Genomic DNA, 14,728 nt, shown 5'->3' on the forward strand with positions numbered 1-14,728 from the left:
ACGGTGCTCAGTCCTCCTCCAGCATTCGGCAGCTCGGCAGCTCCGCGACCCGCTCGAAGGCTGCGGCGACGTCGAGCAGCCGGGCCTCCTGGAAGTAGCCCGCGACGAACTGCACCGAGAGCGGAAGGCCGCCGTTCGAGAGACCTGCCATCATCGCCAGGGCCGGATGGCCCGTGACGTTGAAGGGCGTGCGCGCCTGCCGAGGATAAGTGCGAGCCACCTCCGCCGCGTCCTCGATCCGTGCCGGAGGATCCATGGAGCTGGCGGTCAGCAGCACGTCCACTTCGCCAAGCGCCCGCTCCACCCGCTCGATCATCCAGCCGCGTGCCCGCTGCGCCTGGATGTAGTCGTCGGCTGTCAGGAACGCGCCGGTGAGCAGGGAGGAGCGGGTGAGCTGCGCGTAGTCACCTGGGCGGTCACGCAGCCAGGGGGCGTGGATTGCATAGGCCTCGGCGTGAAGGATTGCCCGGTTCACCGCCGCGAAGTCGTTGAGCGAGGGCAGCGTAACGTCCCGCACGATTGCGCCTTCCGCGGACAGGAGGGCGGCCGCCTGCTCCAGCGCGCTGGCGACCTCGGAGTCGGCCGGCATGTCGGTCTCGTGGAAATGGCGTACGAAACCGACGCGGAGCCCCGCAATGCCGGCGCTGGTCGCACGCGGCGGCGGAGCCGGCACGCTGCCCGGGTCCAGCGCGTCGTGGCCCGCGATGGCCTGCAGGAGCAGCGCCGCGTCCTGCGCGCGGCGGGCCATTGGGCCGACATGGTCAAGCGTGAAGGCGAGGGGGAAGACGCCGCGGCGCGACACGAGGCCATAGGTCGGCTTGAGTCCGACGATGCCGCACTGGCTGGCCGGGTTCCGCACCGAGCCACCGGTGTCCGTTCCGAGCGCGAGCGGAAAAAGCCCCGCCGCGAGCCCCGCGCCCGAGCCAGAGGAGGAGCCGCCGGGATGGTGATCTGTGTTCCAGGGGTTACGCGCGGGCGGGAAGGGAAGGTCGAAAGCGGGGCCACCGAGCGCGAACTCGTGCGTGGAGAGCTTGCCGATGATGATCGCGCCGGCTGCCCGCAGCCGCGCGACAACAGCGGCATCCGCCGCCGCTACATTGCCGAGCAGGATGCGCGAATGGCAGGTCGTCGGTAGCCCCGCGACATCGATGATGTCCTTGATGCCCACGGGGATTCCATGCAGTGGGCCCCGCGCGCGACCGCGCGCGAACTCGGCCCCCGCCGCCTCGGCTGCCAGCATGGCGGCCTCGGCATCCACTTGGATGAAGGCGTGCACGCGCGGATTCAGGCGCTCGATCCGGTCCAGTAGATGACGCAGCAGGCGTGGCGGCGTGATCGTGCCATCTCGATAGGCGGCGCCGATCTCGGCGACCCCGAGGCTGTGAAGGGGCTTCAACGGCGCGGGCCCGGACACATCGGCGGGAAGGGTTCGGCCGCGGGGTCGCGAAGCTGCGGCAGGTTGGCGCGAATGGTTTCGGCACGGCTGGCGGCCGCAAGGACGTCGTCGCGATGGGCTGCGAGCGCCTTCTCCAGTCCGAGCGACCGCGCTAGAGCCTCGGTCAGGGATGTTTCCATGCGGGTGGCCTCGTGCAGGGTGGGCGATTGCATCGTGCCAGCCATCGCGGCGCGAGGGTAGCGCCCTGCAGCCTCGCTCGATTGAGCCGCAGGGCTCTACCTTGCCGTCGCTGCGTCGGCGATGCGCGGGGTGCCGCCAGCGCGGCACGCACGGTCCTATCGGCCCTGGAAAACTGCCTTCCGCTTCTCCGCAAAGGCGCGCTGCGCCTCGCGCGTGTCCTCGGTGCGGGCGAGCGCCACGGTCTGGCTCTGCTCGTAGCGGTAGCCATCGCGCAGCGGCATTTCCTCCGTCATGCTGAAGGAGCGCTTGGCGGCTTGGACGGCGAGCGGCGCCTTGGAGGCAATCTGCCGCGCGATGGCCATCGCCTCCTCCAGCAGCCGCTCGCGCGGGACGCAGAGGGAGGCCGCGTTCATGCGCAGGAGCTCGGGCCCCGTGATGCGCTTCGCGGTCAGGATCATCAGCCGCGCGTCCGACTGCCCGAAGAAGCGCATGACGTGCCGCACGCCGCCAGCCAGGCCGACATCCACCTCCGTCATGGAAAGAAAGCTCTCCTCTGCCACCACCAGGATGTCGCAGCACAGCGCGAGTACGCAGCCGGCGCCGATGGCCGCCCCGTTCACGGCAGCCACGACGGGTTTGCTGCATTCCATCACGGCATCGAAGGAGGCGCGGACGAGGCGGTTGTGGCGGGGATAGGCGCCGGGTTCCTCCGCGAGGTTCGGACGTTCCCTCAGGTCCGCGCCGGCGGAAAAGGCACGGCCTTCACCGGTGAGGACGACCGCGCGCACCTCTGCCGTGTCGTGCAGCACGTCGAAGACGCGGACGATCTCCTCCCTGAAGCGCCGGTCCTGCGCGTTTACCGGCGGCGCGGTGATGGTGACGGTGGCGACGTGCTCCTCCAGCTCGACGCGGAAGCGTTCCAACCCTTCTAGCCCGGGGATCATGGCGTCTCCTCCCTGTTCCTGCCGCCTAGCGTGCGGTGGCGGCAAGCTGGGCGGGCGGCAGCGGGGCAAGCCCTTCCGCCGGCGCCTGCAGCGGCGGCGCGATACCGTCCGGAAGCGGGATCTCATGGGCGTTCAGCGTCATCGAAACCATGGTGTAGTAGCCGATGACGGCGGTCAGCTCGACGACGCCGCGCGCGCCCCAGCGCTGCTGCGCCTCCTCATAGACGGGCAGCGGCACCTGGCCGGAGAGCTGGAGATGCCTTGCAAACTCGTAGACCAGCGCCTCCTCTGCGTCATCAAAGCTGGGCGGTTCACCCGCTCGGATGGCATCGATTGCCTCGGGCGCGATGCCGGCCTCCGCCGCCGCGCGCGCGTGCACCCACCACTCCACCTGGCTCGACCAGCGCCTGCCCGTCACGATGATGGCAAGCTCGTTCAGCCGCCGCGGCAGCGAGGTGCCGAAGCGCAGGATCTCGCCGAGCCGCGACCAGCGGTCAGCGAGGTCGGCGTTGTGGATCACCGCGCGCAGCGGGCCGATGACCTGCCCGCGCGGGCCGGCGACCACGGCATCAAAAACGCGCCGCTGTTCGGGCGACAGTTCCTCGCCGGAGGGGAGGGGAATGCGGGCCATGCGTCGGTTCCTCAGATCACGCCCTGCGCGGCAAGGCCCGCGACGGCTTCCTCGTCCATTCCCAGCTCCGCCAGCACCTCCGCCGTGTGCTGCCCGAGGGTGGGCGGCGCGCGGTCGAAGCGCAACGCGGCCTCGGCGAAGCGAAGCGGGCTGACCACCTGGGGCACGGTGCCCGCGACGGGGTGCGGCAGGTGCCGAAGCATCTCCCGGTGGCGCAGCTGCGGGTCCTCAAAGACCTCGGGGACCGAATTGATGGGCGCGCAGGGCACGCCCGCGGCATCCAGCGCAGCCATTAGCGGTGCGCGCTCGAACTCGCGGAAGCGCTCCGAGAGAAGCGGCGTGAGCACAGGGTTGTTGCGCACGCGTGCGGCATTGGTAGCGAAGCGCTCGTCCTCTGCCCAATCAGGCCGGCCGAGCGCGCCGCAAAGCTTCCGGAACTGCCCGTCATTGCCAACCGCGAGCACAAGTTGCCCGTCAGAACATGGAAACACGTCCTGCGGCTGAATATTGGGATGCCGATTGCCGCCCCGCTTCGGGGCACGGCCGGAGAGAAGCCAGTTCATCGACTGGTTCGCGAGGAACGCCGCGGACACGTCGAGCATCGCGAGGTCGATCGTATCGCCCGTCCCTGTCTGATCGCGGCGCGCGATCGCGGCGAGAACGGCCACGGCGGCGTACATGCCGGTCATCAGGTCCACAATCGGCACGCCTACCTTCTGCGGGCCGCCACCGGGCGCATCGTCGCGCTCGCCCGTGATGCTCATCAGGCCGCCCATGGCTTGGATGGCGAAGTCGTAGGCCGCCTGATCGGCGCGCGGCCCGTCCTGTCCGAAGCCAGTCACGGAGCAGTAGACGAGGCGCGGGTTGAGCGCCCGAAGCGAGGCCGCGTCGAGGCCGTAGCGGGCGAGGGCACCCGCTTTGAAATTCTCGATCACGATGTCCGCGCCCTCTGCAAGGCGTCGGATCACGGCCTGTCCCTCCGGCTTGGCCATGTCCACCGTCACCGAGCGCTTGCCACGGTTGACGGCGAGGAAATACCCGGCATCGCGCGTCGCCTGGCCGGCAGCATCGGCAAGGAAGGGCGGACCCCAGCTGCGCGTATCGTCGCCAGCGCCGGGACGCTCCACCTTGATCACGTCGGCCCCAAGATCTGCAAGGACCTGCGTCGCCCAGGGCGCCGCCATGATGCGGCTGAGGTCGAGCACGCGGATATGGGATAGGGGGCCCTGGCGGGCGGGCATGTCAGTCATCGACGGCCTCCGTCGCGCGCGCCGAGGGGCGTGCTGAGAAGCCCGCGTGCCATCCGGCAAGGACTGGATGCCTGTCGCGCCAGGGCAGGTCGGGGAAGCGGAAGTCGAGATAGGAGAGGGCGCAACCAATGGCGATCTGGCCAATGCAGAGGGGTGTTTCCGCGAGCGAAGGCGCGTCACGCTCCAGATGGTCGAGCGTCGCGGCCGTCTTCGCGGCGAAGCTGTCGAGCCATTCTTGTGTGCGTGTCCCGGGCGGCTTGTCGCGCTCGTTCCGCCAAAGGATCAGGAGGTCCAGCAGGCCGTTGCCCAGCGCATGGCGTGTCATCGCCGTCCAGCGCGCGTCTCCCGCGGGCACCAGGCGACCGCCGCCCGCGAGGTCGTCTAGGTACTCGATGATCGTCAGGCTATCGAAGAGCACGCGTCCGTCGTCGAGCACGAGCGTCGGGATCTTGCTAAGTGGATTCTCCGGCGCGAGATCTGCGTTCAGCGTACCCATGCGGACAACCGTACGAACAGTCCGGATGCGGTCCGCAAGGCCGAGCTCATGGGCGGCCACCATCACCTTGCGCACGAAGGGTGAGCGCGGGGACCAGTGAAGCCTCATGGATCGCTCCTCAATGACACGTTAGGCCAGTTCTATGGCCTTTATGAAGCGGCCCTCTCGCCGCGTCCACCCGCAAACGGCCTGTTACTTCAACTTGATGTCGATGCGGACCACGTCGCCACGATAGATGCCATCCGCCACAAGCACGAGCGTGCCGTGCTGGTCCATCGCAGCGCGATGGACATGCGCGACAGGGGCGTTCAGTGGAAGGTGAAGGGCTTTCGCGCTCTCCACATCGGCCACGCCGATCGTCAGGGTCTGCCGCGCATCGGCAATCTGCACGCCCTTCAGCCCGGCCACGAGCCGCAGCGCCGTTTTGCTGCCGAGGTCCTCCGCACTGACGAGCTCGGAGAGGCGGGCGTCGAGATAGACGTCCGCCAGGAGGAAGGGCTGTCCATCGCGCCAGTGCCGGCGACGGATGTGCCGGTAGAGCGGTGCGGCCTCGCCGATGCTGTCCGGGATCGCGCCGCCGGGAATGTCTGCGGTGTCGGAGAGAATTTCGATCTCCGCGCCCTCCCTTGAACGCAGCAGCCCGTTCCAGTCAGCCTCCACATCGCACCAGAGGCGTTCCACCGGTGCCTTGCGCACGAAGGTGCCCTTGGCCCGGAACCGCTCGATCAGGCCGTCCCGCTCCAGTTCGTCCAGGGCCTGCCGGATGGTGGCGCGGGCAACGCTGCACTCCGCCGCCAACTCGTCCACCGTTGGAATTTGTTGACCCAGCTTCCACGATCCCTGCTCGACGCGGCGGCGGAACAGTGTCGCGAGCTGGATGTAGCGCGGCACGGCACTCCGGCTGAAGTCCACCTTACCCTGCGGTGCACTCACGGCGCTTCCTCCCGGATGCGGGTGGTGACCACGGATTCAGGCAGCAGCATCGAAGAAGGCCTCGCCCCGCCGGAAAGCATCAATGTCGCGCAGCATGCGCGCAATGATCGCCGCCCGTGTTTCGTCGGTCAGGGAGGCGTAGTGCGGCGCGAGCACCGCGTTTTCGAGCGCGACGAACCGCGGGTCCAGCGCGGGTTCGCTCGCGAAGACGTCCAGACCGGCGCCCGCGATCGTGCGGTCCTCCAGCGCGGCCAGCAGCGCGGCTTCGTCCACCACGGAACCGCGCGCGATGTTAACGAGGATGCCGCGCGGGCCGAGCGCCGCCAGGACCGCGGCGTCAACCATGTGCCGCGTCTCCTCGCCGCCCGGGCTCGCCAGGATCAGCACGTCCGAGCGCGCGGCCAGGGAGACAATATCGGCAACATAGGCCCAGGGCGCCTCCGGCTTCGGCCGCGGGCCGGTCCATGCCACGTCCATGCCGATACCGTCGGCGCGGCGCGCGATCGCGGTGCCAATCCGCCCGAGCGCGACGATCCCCGCAGCCTTGCCATGCAGTCCGATGCTCGGCGACATACGGCCACGAGACCAGCGACCGGCTCGCACGAAGCGATCGGCCTCGGCAATGCGACGCGACGCGGCGTACATGAGGCCGATAGCAAAATCGGCCACATCCTCCGTCAGCTCGTCCGGCGTGTGGCAGACAGCGATTCCCTTGCTGCGTGCAGCAGCGAGATCGATCTTGTCCAGGCCCACACCCATGGACGCGATAAGACGCAGCGAAGGAAAGGCCGACATCGTCGTGGCATCGGCACCGCTCATGCCGGAGGTGACCGCGATGCGAGCGCTGGCCGCCGCATCGCTGTCTCGCTCGACGAGAGAGTATTTCTCAGCCAGGGCGTCGCGTAGATCCTTAGGGATCGCCGTGAGCAGGAGCAGGGGTTCCAGGTTCATCGCGTATGCTCCGCTTCGCCGCGTGCCCGGCCGAGTTCCGCCATGATCGCGGGCATGCGATCGGCCGCGGCCTGGCTGAGATCGCCATAGAGGCTGTTGCCATGGGCGTCGATCCCCACGGTAACCGGACCCAGGGCCTCCACGCGCAGCGTAACGAGGCGGTAGTGGGAGACGAGGTCGTTCCAATGCACGGAGACGACCTCCCGGATAGCGTCCGAGAGCAGTGGCGCGCCGCCGCCGACGAAAGAGAAGTAGACACAGCCGACCTCCCGCATCGCTTCCACGCAGGCAGCGTCTAAGCCGCCCTTGCCGCCGACGGCAGTGAGGCCGAAGCCGCGTATGAGGCCGGGCATCAGCGCGTTGAAGCGCGTGCTCGTCGTAGGGTTCATGTAAAGCACCTCGAAGCCTTCCCCAGGTGCCTCGCGTGAGTAGCTACCGAGATGAAACAGGCCAACACCGTCCAGCGCGCGCGGCAGCTGGCGCCGCCCCTCCACGCATTCGGCCAGGCGCTGGCAAGTCGGCAGGCCCGCCGTGATGACGAGCTCGCCGTCCAACAGCACCATGTCACCCGCGCGCAGCGAGAGCGCGTCCTCGCGCGAGAGCGGCATCGGCAGCCGGCGGATGTCCTCCATGGCGGGCGCGCTCACTCGATGCGCTCCAGCCGCCCATCCTCGTAGAGCCTGGCGCGGGTGCGGCGGTTGATCCAGCAGTTGAAGGCAACCGCGACGGGCGTGAAGCCGTGGCCGGCACAGTACTCGATGTGCACGCCGAGCGCCGTCGTATCGCCGCCCGTGCCCATCGGCCCGAAGCCAGTGGCGTTCACGGCCTTCAGCAGGCGCTCCTCCATGGCGGCGAGGATCGGTTCCGGGTTGACAGTACCGTAGGGCCGCAGCGTCGCTTTCGCCGCCATCTTCGCGCAATGGTCGAAGGACCCGCCGATGCCGACGCCGATATTCACGGGCGGGCAGTGCTGCGATCCGGCCTTGAGAACGCACTCCATCACGTACCGCTCGATCTGCTCTAGCGAGGGGAAGGTGAAGATTTCGAGCGCCGCCCAGCGGCCGGAGCCGAGCGCCTTAGGCTGGCAGATGATGTCCACATGGTCCGCGCCGTCCACGATATCCCAGGTCACCAGCGGCATGTCCTTGCCCTGATAGCCGCGCTCGTTGGTTAGCGGGTTGGTCACGTGCTTCAGCAGCGGCGGATTGGTCGTGGCGACCAGATCCTCGAACCCGTCCACGATCGCACGGCGGATGTCGCCTTCGAGCCGTACCCCGGTGCCCACGGCAATGGTATAGGTGGGAACCCCCGAATCCGAGCAGACGAGCCGGTCCTGCGTCTCCGCCATCTCGGCGCTGCGCAGGAGGATGCCGAGCGTGCGCTGCGCCACGACGTTCGTCTCGGCCTCGCGCGCGCGGCGCAGCGCCTCGAGCGTGTCGTCCGGCACCTTGCGGAGCGACCACTCGTAGAGCTGCGCCGTGCTCCGTTTCATCATGTCATAGGTGATGGGCAAGTCGGTGCTTCCGGAAAGAGGCCAGCCCCTCTTCAATCGTCGAAGAAGGGCGTTTCCTCCGCTGGGTCGCCGCGGAGGCGGATATCGAAACGGAACACGCGCAACCCTCCCTCGTGGCCGGCCGGCTTCGCGACGAGATGCGCGCGGCGGCTTCGCGGTACGAGGTTCAGCACGGGGTCGGTCGAGTTCTCGCTGGGGAAGTCAGGAAAGAACAGCGTGGCCAGCACACGGCGCATCAGCCCGGCGCCCATGACAGTCAGGTTGACGTGCGGCGCGCGGCTACCGGCAGGATCGTCGTAGCCTCCCGGCAGCAGCGTGCGGAACTCGAAGGCACCCGCCTCATCCGTCCAGGCACGGCCCCAGCCGAGGAAGTCGGGATCAGCGAAGTGCCGCTCCGGGTCCAGCGGATGGTTGAAGCGGCCTCCTGCGTCCGCCTGCCAAGCCTCAAGGATGGCGTTCACGCAGGGCGCGCCGCCCTCCCGCGTCACCTGCCCGCGCAGGAGGATCGTCTCGCCGCGCGTGCTCGGCGGCGCCTCCGCGTTCACGCGGGTGAGGTCGTTGTCGCCCTCGTTGAAGAAGGTGCGGGGAAAGAAGGGCCCGATCGTGTGCTGCGAACTGGGCAGCAGGGTTTCGGTCATCACGGCGCCTCCGGCGTCGCATGGCGCCCGCGCAGGACAATATCGTGTGTGAAAGCGATCCAGCCGTCTCCGACCTCCGCCGGGTGCGTTTGGCGCGCGATCAGCCGGCCGCGCGCGGCGGGGTCGGGAAGGGAGTTGAGGATACGATCCCACTCGTTCATCGGATCGCCCGGGAAGTACATCTGGGTCACCAAGCGCGACAGCGAGGAGGGACCGAGCACGGAGAAGTGCACGTGCGGCGGCCGCCACCAGGTGTCCTTCACCGGCACCGGATAGGCCCCGGGCTTGATCGTGAAGAAGGCGTAGCGCCCCTCCTCGTCGGTCCGTACGCGGCCGTTGCCGATGAAGTTCGGGTCCAGCGGGGCGTCGCGCTGGTCGATGGGGTGGAAGTAGCGGCCCGCGGCGTTCGCCTGCCAGAGTTCCACCACCCCCCCACGCACGGGCCTTCCGTCCTCGTCGAGGATGCGGCCGGACATGTGCGTGAGCTGACCCATGGCGATCCGACCGGGCGCGAGAACGGCCAGGTTGCTCTCGTCGCAAGGCAGCTTGCGCCACAGATCCATTGGGCCGGTCGCTTCTGTCCGCGTCACCGGGCGGCGCAGCAAGGGCTGGGCCGGGGTATGCGTCCAGGTATTTGGATAGCCCGGCACCGGCACCTCTGGCTCGATCCCCGGCGGGAAGGGATCGAAGCGGTTCGGCGGCAGGTCCACCGGAAGGTTGGTGTCCATGCCGTGCCTCAATCGTCCGGGCGGAAACCGGAGGCGGCCACGATCGGACCCCAGACCTCGATCTCGCGCGCGATGCGTTCCCGGAAGGCGGCCGGCTCCATCACCTGCGGCATGATGTCGATGCGCGTCAGCGCATCCTTGATCTCGGACGTGGCGGCGGCGGTGACGATCGCCTCGTGCAGCGCCGAGATGGTGGCGGGCGAGGCGCCCGCGGGAAGCACGGCTCCGTACCACTCCTCATGCGTCAGGTCAGGAAAGCCGGACTCCGCGAAGGTGGGAACGTCGTCCAGTCGCGGCAGGCGCTGGGGCGAGGAGATGGCGAGGAGCCGCGCCTCGCCGGCGCGATGGAACGCGGTCAACTCACCGAGCGGCAGGATCACCGCCTGCACCGTTCCCGCTAGCAGGTCCGCCGCGGCCGGGGCGGAGCCACGATAAGGAATGTGGTTCATCGAAAGCCCGGCCATCCGGCCAAGCTCCGTGCCGATGAAATGCGGCATGGAACCGGGTACGGGCGAAGCCCAGTCCACGGTGGGCCGCGTCTTGCCCCAGGCCACGAACTCGGCGACGCTCTTGGCCGGGTGCCGCGCCGCGACCGCGAGGCCGAAGGGAAAGATGCAGAGCGGCGAAACCGGGCTGAAATCCTTTAGCGGATCGTAGCGCAGCCGCCGCGCATAGAGGTGCGGGTAGATGGTCAGCATGGAGGCGGGTGTCACGACGAAGGCCGAGCCATCAGCCGGTAGCGGCTTCAGCACGTCGAGTGCGAGGCGGCCGCCGGCACCGGGGCGGTTGTCCACCACCATCTGCCCGCCACCGGTGGCGCGCAGCCGCTCCACGTAGAGGCGCGTGACGCTGTCGGCGGTGCCGCCCGGCGGGAAGCCGACGATGGCGCGACCTGTCCGGGCGTTCTGGGCCAGCACCGGGCGCGTGGCCAGTGCCACCCCGCCGAGGGCGGCGAGCGCCGCGCGCCGTCCGATCTCTCCGTGCATCGCCTTGTTCTTCCCCCCGTTCGACGCTGTTAAGCCCGTTGGTGACCTGGGCCTGCCTCTGCGGCTTCTGACCCTATCATTCCCACGATAGGCTGGCAGTTGGAGGAGCTAAGTGTCAATAGGATGACCTTTTGACAGTAGGTATTCCGTCTGGCACGGTTTGCCGCGATCAGGTGGGGGAGCGATCTATGCGGCGCCGCGCCGCCTTGCAGCTTGCCGCCGGGCTCCCGGCGTTGTTTTCCCTGGGAGAGGCGGAAGCGATGACAGCTCACACTAGGCTGGACCTCCCCGCGGGCGTGCTGGAGGTGCTGGACGAAGGGCAGGGAGCCGCAATCGTTCTGTTGCCATCCCTCGGCCGAGGCGCTGAGGATTTTGATGTCCTTGCGCCAATGCTTACCGAGGCCGGGTTCCGCGTGCTTCGGCCGGAGCCGCGAGGGATTGGCGGTTCGGCGCCGCTTCGCACGGGCGCGACGCTGCACGACATGGCGGCCGACATTGCCGAGGCCATCGAGGCACTCGGCGCGGCGCCCGCGCTCGTCGTCGGCCACGCGGCCGGCAACTGGGTTGCGCGCGTGCTGGCGCATGATCGGCCGGAACTCGTGCGTGGCGTGGGGATGCTGGCGGCCGTTACCGGCACGGAGATCGATCCGGAGATCCGCCGCTCCATCACTGCGAGCTTCACGCTTTCGCTCTCCGACGAGGAGCGGCTCGGCCACCTTCAACGTGCGTACTTCGCACGAAGCAACGACGCCCGCGTCTGGCTGCCGGGCTGGCATCCCGAGGTGTCCATGGCACAGCGCGCTGCCAGCGCCGCTACCACGGACAAGGCCTGGCTCCGCGCGGCCGAGCGCCACCGGCTACTCTACGTCGCGGCGGCGGATGACGCCATCGCCGCCCCGCCTTCCGAGGCCGAGCTGCGGGACGTACTGGGCCCACGTGTCACGCGCGTGGTGGTGGAGCGCGCGGGGCACGCCCTGGTGCCCGAGCAGCCGCGCGCCGTCGCCGATGCTCTCATCGCCTTCGCCCGGAGCCTGCCATGAACCGCCGCACCCTTCTCGGCGCCACATTCGCCGCCGCGCCGCTGCTCCGCGCCGCGTCCGCCTGGGCCGAGTTCCCGGGGCGCGCGCCGCGGCTCATCGTGCCCTATCCGCCCGGCGGCATCACCGACCTTGTCGCCCGCAAGATCGCGGACGGGCTCGGCGCTCTTTGGGAACGCGGCGTGGTCGTGGACAATCGCCCCGGCGCCGGCGGCAACATGGCAGCGGCCATGGTGGCGCGCGCGGCACCCGACGGGAACACGCTGTATATCGGCTTTGCCGGCACTCACGCGATGAATGTCAGCCTCTACCGGAAGCTGGACTACGATCCGGTGGCGGATTTTGCGCCGATCTCGCTGCTGATTGAATCTCCACTGGCGCTGACGCTGCATCCCTCCGTGCCCGCGACGAACCTTGCAGAGCTGACCGCCTATGCCCGCGCCAATCCGGGTAAGCTTGCCTTCGGCTCCTCGGGTAACGGCGGCGCCTCGCACCGGGCTCTGGAGATCTACAAGTCACTCGCGGGGGTGGACATCCTCCACGTGCCCTATCGCGGCGCGGCGCAGTCGAACACGGATCTTCTCGGCGGTAAGATCCAGGGGATGTTTGATACGCTGATTACGGCCACCCCGAACATTCGTGCGGGCGGGGTACGGGCCCTTGCTGTCACCGGTCGCAATCGCGCCGCGCTGCTGCCCGAACTGCCAACGATGGAGGAGGCAGGGCTGCCGGGCTGCGTCTTCCTCACCTGGCTTGGCCTACTGTCCCCTGCCGGGCTGACGCCCGACCTGCGAAACCGCTTGAACCGAGACACCCGCGCGGTGCTGGCGGGGGAGGGAATGCGCCGGTGGTGCGCGGAGAACGGGCTGGAGCCAGCTCCGTCCTCGCCGGAAGAGTTCGCGGTCTACATGGCCGAGGAGACCCGCCGCTTCGCCGCCTTCGTGCGCGAGACCGGCATGAGTGTGGAATAAGGACGCCGCATGGATCAGATCTCGCTCACCGCCAACGGCCTCCGTTTCCGCTGTCAGCTGGATGGACCAGAGGGCGCGCCCTGGCTCGTCTTCAGCAACTCGCTCCTTACCGACCTCTCTCTCTGGGACGCGCAGGTCGAGGCCCTCTCCGGACGGTTCCGCATACTTCGATACGACCAGCGCGGTCATGGCAGTACCGAAGTGCCGGAGGGGCCCGCGAACTTCGACCAGCTGGCTTCCGACGCGGAGGCCCTGATGGCGCAGGTCGGCGCCGAGCGCGCGACCTTCATCGGCGTGTCGATGGGGGCCGCGACCGGCCTGCTGCTCGCCTCCCGCGCGCCCGGCCGGGTGGCGGCGCTGATCGCCTCCGACGGGCAGGTCGGCACCGCGCCGGGCGGCGCCGAGGCTTGGCAGGAACGGATCGACACGGTGGAGAAGGAGGGAATGGAGGCAATCGTGGAGCCGACGTTGCGGCGCTGGTTCTCGCCATCTTCCCTCGACGCCGGAAACCGCGCGATCCCGCGGGTGAGAGGAATGATCAGCGGAACGCCGCAGGGCGGTTTCGTCGCCTGCGCGCGCGCACTCCAATCCTACGACCTGAGGGCCGTGCTGCCGCAACTCGCACAGCCGGTCCTCCTGGTGGCGGGCGCCACGGACGGCGTCATGCCCCAGACCATGCGGCGCATGGCGGAGGAGATCCCAAAAGCCCGCTTTGTAGAAATTCCCGATGCTGGGCACCTGCCTTGTATCGAGCAGCCCGTGGCCTTCAACGAGGCAATCTTCGGCTTCCTCGTCGAGCAGGCCGGCGGCTGAGAGCAGGGGCGGAGGTCAAGCCCGCACGTCCTCTCCCCAGCGCTCGGGGCCGCCAACGGCGATATCGACCGCGGGCGGTGCTTACTGATCGGTAGCGGGCAGGAGTACGGTCGCGCCGTTGATCAGCAGGGTGTGGTATACTCCGGGCAGAGAGGAGGTGGCTGCATGCCGCTTAAGAGCACCTAACAAGATGGGCTGCTGAGCGTTCTGAGGTGCATGGCGAAGCCGCTGGTTCCGGATGATCTCTGGGCGTCGATCGAGCCGCTGCTGCCGCCCGAGCGGCCCAAGCCGCAGGGGGGGCGGCCGCGGCCTGCGGACCGGGCAGCCCTGGCAGGCAGCCTTCGGCGTCCGAGGCAGTGCCTCGAACCCTGTTCGTGCTGAGGTCCGGCCTGCCGTGGGAGATGCTGCCTGCGGAGATGGGCTGCGGCTTAGGGATGAGTTGCTGGCGACGGCTGCGGGACAGCATCGCGGCCAAAAGGGGGGCGAGGCGGTCGGGCCCAGCCCGACGGATCGCGGCAGACCGGGCACGAAGCGCCACCTCGTCACCGATGCCCGCGGCACGCCGCTCGGCCTGACGCTCGGTGGGGCTAGCCGCCACGACAGCCGCATGCTGGCTCCTACCCTGGACGCCGTGTCGCCGACCAGGACTGGCCATCGCGGCCGCCCACGACAAAGGCCGGGCAAGCTCCACGCTGATAAGGCCTATGACCATCGCCGCTGCCGCCGGGAGTGCCGCGCCCGCGCCATCACCCCGCGCATCGCCCGGCGTGGGATCGAGAGCAGCACCCACCTCGGTCGTCACAGGTGGGTTGTTGTTTGATCGCGACTGGGTTGGTCAATCCTTTTCTGCTGCCGCTGCATCGCCGCCGGATCGTGGTTGTTTCCGCGGTCGGCCCTGCTGGCCGCCGCACCATGCGCCTCGAGACGAGACCCCTCCATGTGGAACGCGCGGTCCGGTTGCCCGGCCGCAAGACCCACCGCGGGATGGCCTGCGTCGCGTCCCGGCGGGGACGCCTGCGTCCGCCTGGCCGGCGGAACTGGAGAACCGGCTTTCCGAGGTGATCAGGACCTGGCAGGGGCAGCCGGAAGGCCGGGCCAAGCCTGGAAAGGCGCGTTGGCCTTCCACATGGCGTGCAGCACGACGCTGATCTTGCGCGCAGCCGCGACGGCCGCTCGCTTGAACCCGAGGCGTTGAACCAGGGCCAGTCCCCATGCCTTCAACGCCGATGCGCGCTGGGCCCGGACCAATAGGCAGGCCGCG

Annotated in this window: 16 protein-coding genes and 2 pseudogenes; 4 read left to right on the forward strand and 14 right to left on the reverse strand. The window is 69.0% G+C overall.

Going from position 1 to position 14,728, the window contains the following annotated elements; translation table 11 throughout:
* Positions 1-7 precede the first annotated feature (7 nt).
* From D9599_RS20970 to D9599_RS21030, 13 genes are all read right to left on the reverse strand, one after another.
* Entirely contained in the window at positions 8-1,396 is a 1,389-nt protein-coding gene (locus D9599_RS20970; RefSeq protein ID WP_198383243.1) for an amidase, read from the reverse strand.
* Positions 1,393-1,608, reverse strand: a complete 216-nt coding sequence (locus D9599_RS20975; protein WP_198383244.1) for a hypothetical protein — start codon at positions 1,606-1,608, stop codon at positions 1,393-1,395. Before D9599_RS20975 ends, D9599_RS20970 begins: the two co-directional genes overlap by 4 nt.
* Positions 1,609-1,731: 123 nt before the next feature.
* The gene (locus D9599_RS20980; RefSeq protein WP_198383245.1) at positions 1,732-2,520 is read right to left on the reverse strand and encodes an enoyl-CoA hydratase/isomerase family protein; all 789 of its coding nucleotides are present in this window, start codon (positions 2,518-2,520) and stop codon (positions 1,732-1,734) included.
* A gap of 25 nt (positions 2,521-2,545) precedes the next feature.
* Positions 2,546-3,151 carry a carboxymuconolactone decarboxylase family protein gene (locus D9599_RS20985; protein WP_198383246.1) on the reverse strand — a complete coding sequence of 202 codons (606 nt, stop codon included), beginning with the start codon at positions 3,149-3,151 and terminating at the stop codon, positions 2,546-2,548.
* Between the two features lie 11 nt (positions 3,152-3,162).
* Positions 3,163-4,401 (reverse strand): CaiB/BaiF CoA transferase family protein, encoded by a 1,239-nt coding sequence (locus tag D9599_RS20990; RefSeq protein ID WP_375373061.1) that lies wholly within the window; start codon positions 4,399-4,401, stop codon positions 3,163-3,165.
* Complete coding sequence (locus D9599_RS20995; RefSeq protein WP_198383247.1) at positions 4,394-5,005, reverse strand: glutathione S-transferase family protein; 612 nt, start codon at positions 5,003-5,005, stop codon at positions 4,394-4,396. Before D9599_RS20995 ends, D9599_RS20990 begins: the two co-directional genes overlap by 8 nt.
* Before the next feature lie 84 nt (positions 5,006-5,089).
* Entirely contained in the window at positions 5,090-5,830 is a 741-nt protein-coding gene (locus D9599_RS21000; RefSeq protein ID WP_198383248.1) for a GntR family transcriptional regulator, read from the reverse strand.
* A gap of 36 nt (positions 5,831-5,866) precedes the next feature.
* Positions 5,867-6,781 (reverse strand): 2-hydroxyacid dehydrogenase, encoded by a 915-nt coding sequence (locus D9599_RS21005; protein WP_198383249.1) that lies wholly within the window; start codon positions 6,779-6,781, stop codon positions 5,867-5,869.
* Positions 6,778-7,428 (reverse strand): fumarate hydratase C-terminal domain-containing protein, encoded by a 651-nt coding sequence (locus D9599_RS21010; protein WP_198383250.1) that lies wholly within the window; start codon positions 7,426-7,428, stop codon positions 6,778-6,780. The genes D9599_RS21005 and D9599_RS21010 overlap by 4 nt, the downstream gene beginning before the upstream one ends.
* Entirely contained in the window at positions 7,425-8,294 is an 870-nt protein-coding gene (locus tag D9599_RS21015) for a fumarate hydratase (RefSeq protein ID WP_198383251.1), read from the reverse strand. The genes D9599_RS21010 and D9599_RS21015 overlap by 4 nt, the downstream gene beginning before the upstream one ends.
* Before the next feature lie 32 nt (positions 8,295-8,326).
* Entirely contained in the window at positions 8,327-8,932 is a 606-nt protein-coding gene (gene pcaG / locus D9599_RS21020) for a protocatechuate 3,4-dioxygenase subunit alpha (protein WP_198383252.1), read from the reverse strand.
* Positions 8,932-9,660: a protocatechuate 3,4-dioxygenase subunit beta gene (locus tag D9599_RS21025; RefSeq protein ID WP_198383253.1), complete on the reverse strand. Its 729-nt coding sequence runs from the start codon at positions 9,658-9,660 to the stop codon at positions 8,932-8,934. The genes pcaG and D9599_RS21025 overlap by 1 nt, the downstream gene beginning before the upstream one ends.
* Positions 9,661-9,668: 8 nt before the next feature.
* On the reverse strand, positions 9,669-10,646 hold the full coding sequence (locus D9599_RS21030) for a tripartite tricarboxylate transporter substrate binding protein (RefSeq protein WP_198383254.1): 978 nt from the start codon (positions 10,644-10,646) through the stop codon (positions 9,669-9,671).
* 260 nt (positions 10,647-10,906) lie between these two features.
* Between D9599_RS21030 and D9599_RS21035 the strand changes: the two genes are divergently transcribed.
* The 4 genes and pseudogenes from D9599_RS21035 to D9599_RS21050 all read left to right on the forward strand — a co-directional run.
* The gene (locus tag D9599_RS21035) at positions 10,907-11,686 is read left to right on the forward strand and encodes an alpha/beta fold hydrolase (RefSeq protein ID WP_232480734.1); all 780 of its coding nucleotides are present in this window, start codon (positions 10,907-10,909) and stop codon (positions 11,684-11,686) included.
* Positions 11,683-12,654: a tripartite tricarboxylate transporter substrate binding protein gene (locus tag D9599_RS21040; protein WP_198383256.1), complete on the forward strand. Its 972-nt coding sequence runs from the start codon at positions 11,683-11,685 to the stop codon at positions 12,652-12,654. Before D9599_RS21035 ends, D9599_RS21040 begins: the two co-directional genes overlap by 4 nt.
* Before the next feature lie 9 nt (positions 12,655-12,663).
* Positions 12,664-13,467 (forward strand): alpha/beta fold hydrolase, encoded by an 804-nt coding sequence (locus D9599_RS21045; protein ID WP_198383257.1) that lies wholly within the window; start codon positions 12,664-12,666, stop codon positions 13,465-13,467.
* Between the two features lie 216 nt (positions 13,468-13,683).
* Positions 13,684-14,281, forward strand: a pseudogene (locus D9599_RS21050) (transposase); the annotation flags it as partial.
* 248 nt (positions 14,282-14,529) lie between these two features.
* Here D9599_RS21050 and D9599_RS21055 read toward each other — a convergent pair.
* Positions 14,530-14,728 (reverse strand): annotated as a pseudogene (locus D9599_RS21055) (IS110 family transposase); the annotation flags it as partial.

Source organism: Roseomonas sp. KE2513 (assembly GCF_016107305.1).
In the GTDB taxonomy this organism is placed as follows: domain Bacteria; phylum Pseudomonadota; class Alphaproteobacteria; order Acetobacterales; family Acetobacteraceae; genus Roseomonas.

Coding starts and splice junctions, on each gene's coding strand:
- D9599_RS20975 (WP_198383244.1), bottom strand. CDS start 1,608: ATGCAATCGCCCACCCTGCACGAGGCCACCCGCATGGAAACATCCCTG.
- D9599_RS20980 (WP_198383245.1), bottom strand. CDS start 2,520: ATGATCCCCGGGCTAGAAGGGTTGGAACGCTTCCGCGTCGAGCTGGAG.
- D9599_RS20985 (WP_198383246.1), bottom strand. CDS start 3,151: ATGGCCCGCATTCCCCTCCCCTCCGGCGAGGAACTGTCGCCCGAACAG.
- D9599_RS20990 (WP_375373061.1), bottom strand. CDS start 4,401: ATGACTGACATGCCCGCCCGCCAGGGCCCCCTATCCCATATCCGCGTG.
- D9599_RS20995 (WP_198383247.1), bottom strand. CDS start 5,005: ATGAGGCTTCACTGGTCCCCGCGCTCACCCTTCGTGCGCAAGGTGATG.
- D9599_RS21005 (WP_198383249.1), bottom strand. CDS start 6,781: ATGAACCTGGAACCCCTGCTCCTGCTCACGGCGATCCCTAAGGATCTA.
- pcaG (WP_198383252.1), bottom strand. CDS start 8,932: ATGACCGAAACCCTGCTGCCCAGTTCGCAGCACACGATCGGGCCCTTC.
- D9599_RS21025 (WP_198383253.1), bottom strand. CDS start 9,660: ATGGACACCAACCTTCCGGTGGACCTGCCGCCGAACCGCTTCGATCCC.
- D9599_RS21030 (WP_198383254.1), bottom strand. CDS start 10,646: ATGCACGGAGAGATCGGACGGCGCGCGGCGCTCGCCGCCCTCGGCGGG.
- D9599_RS21035 (WP_232480734.1), top strand. CDS start 10,907: ATGACAGCTCACACTAGGCTGGACCTCCCCGCGGGCGTGCTGGAGGTG.
- D9599_RS21040 (WP_198383256.1), top strand. CDS start 11,683: ATGAACCGCCGCACCCTTCTCGGCGCCACATTCGCCGCCGCGCCGCTG.
- D9599_RS21045 (WP_198383257.1), top strand. CDS start 12,664: ATGGATCAGATCTCGCTCACCGCCAACGGCCTCCGTTTCCGCTGTCAG.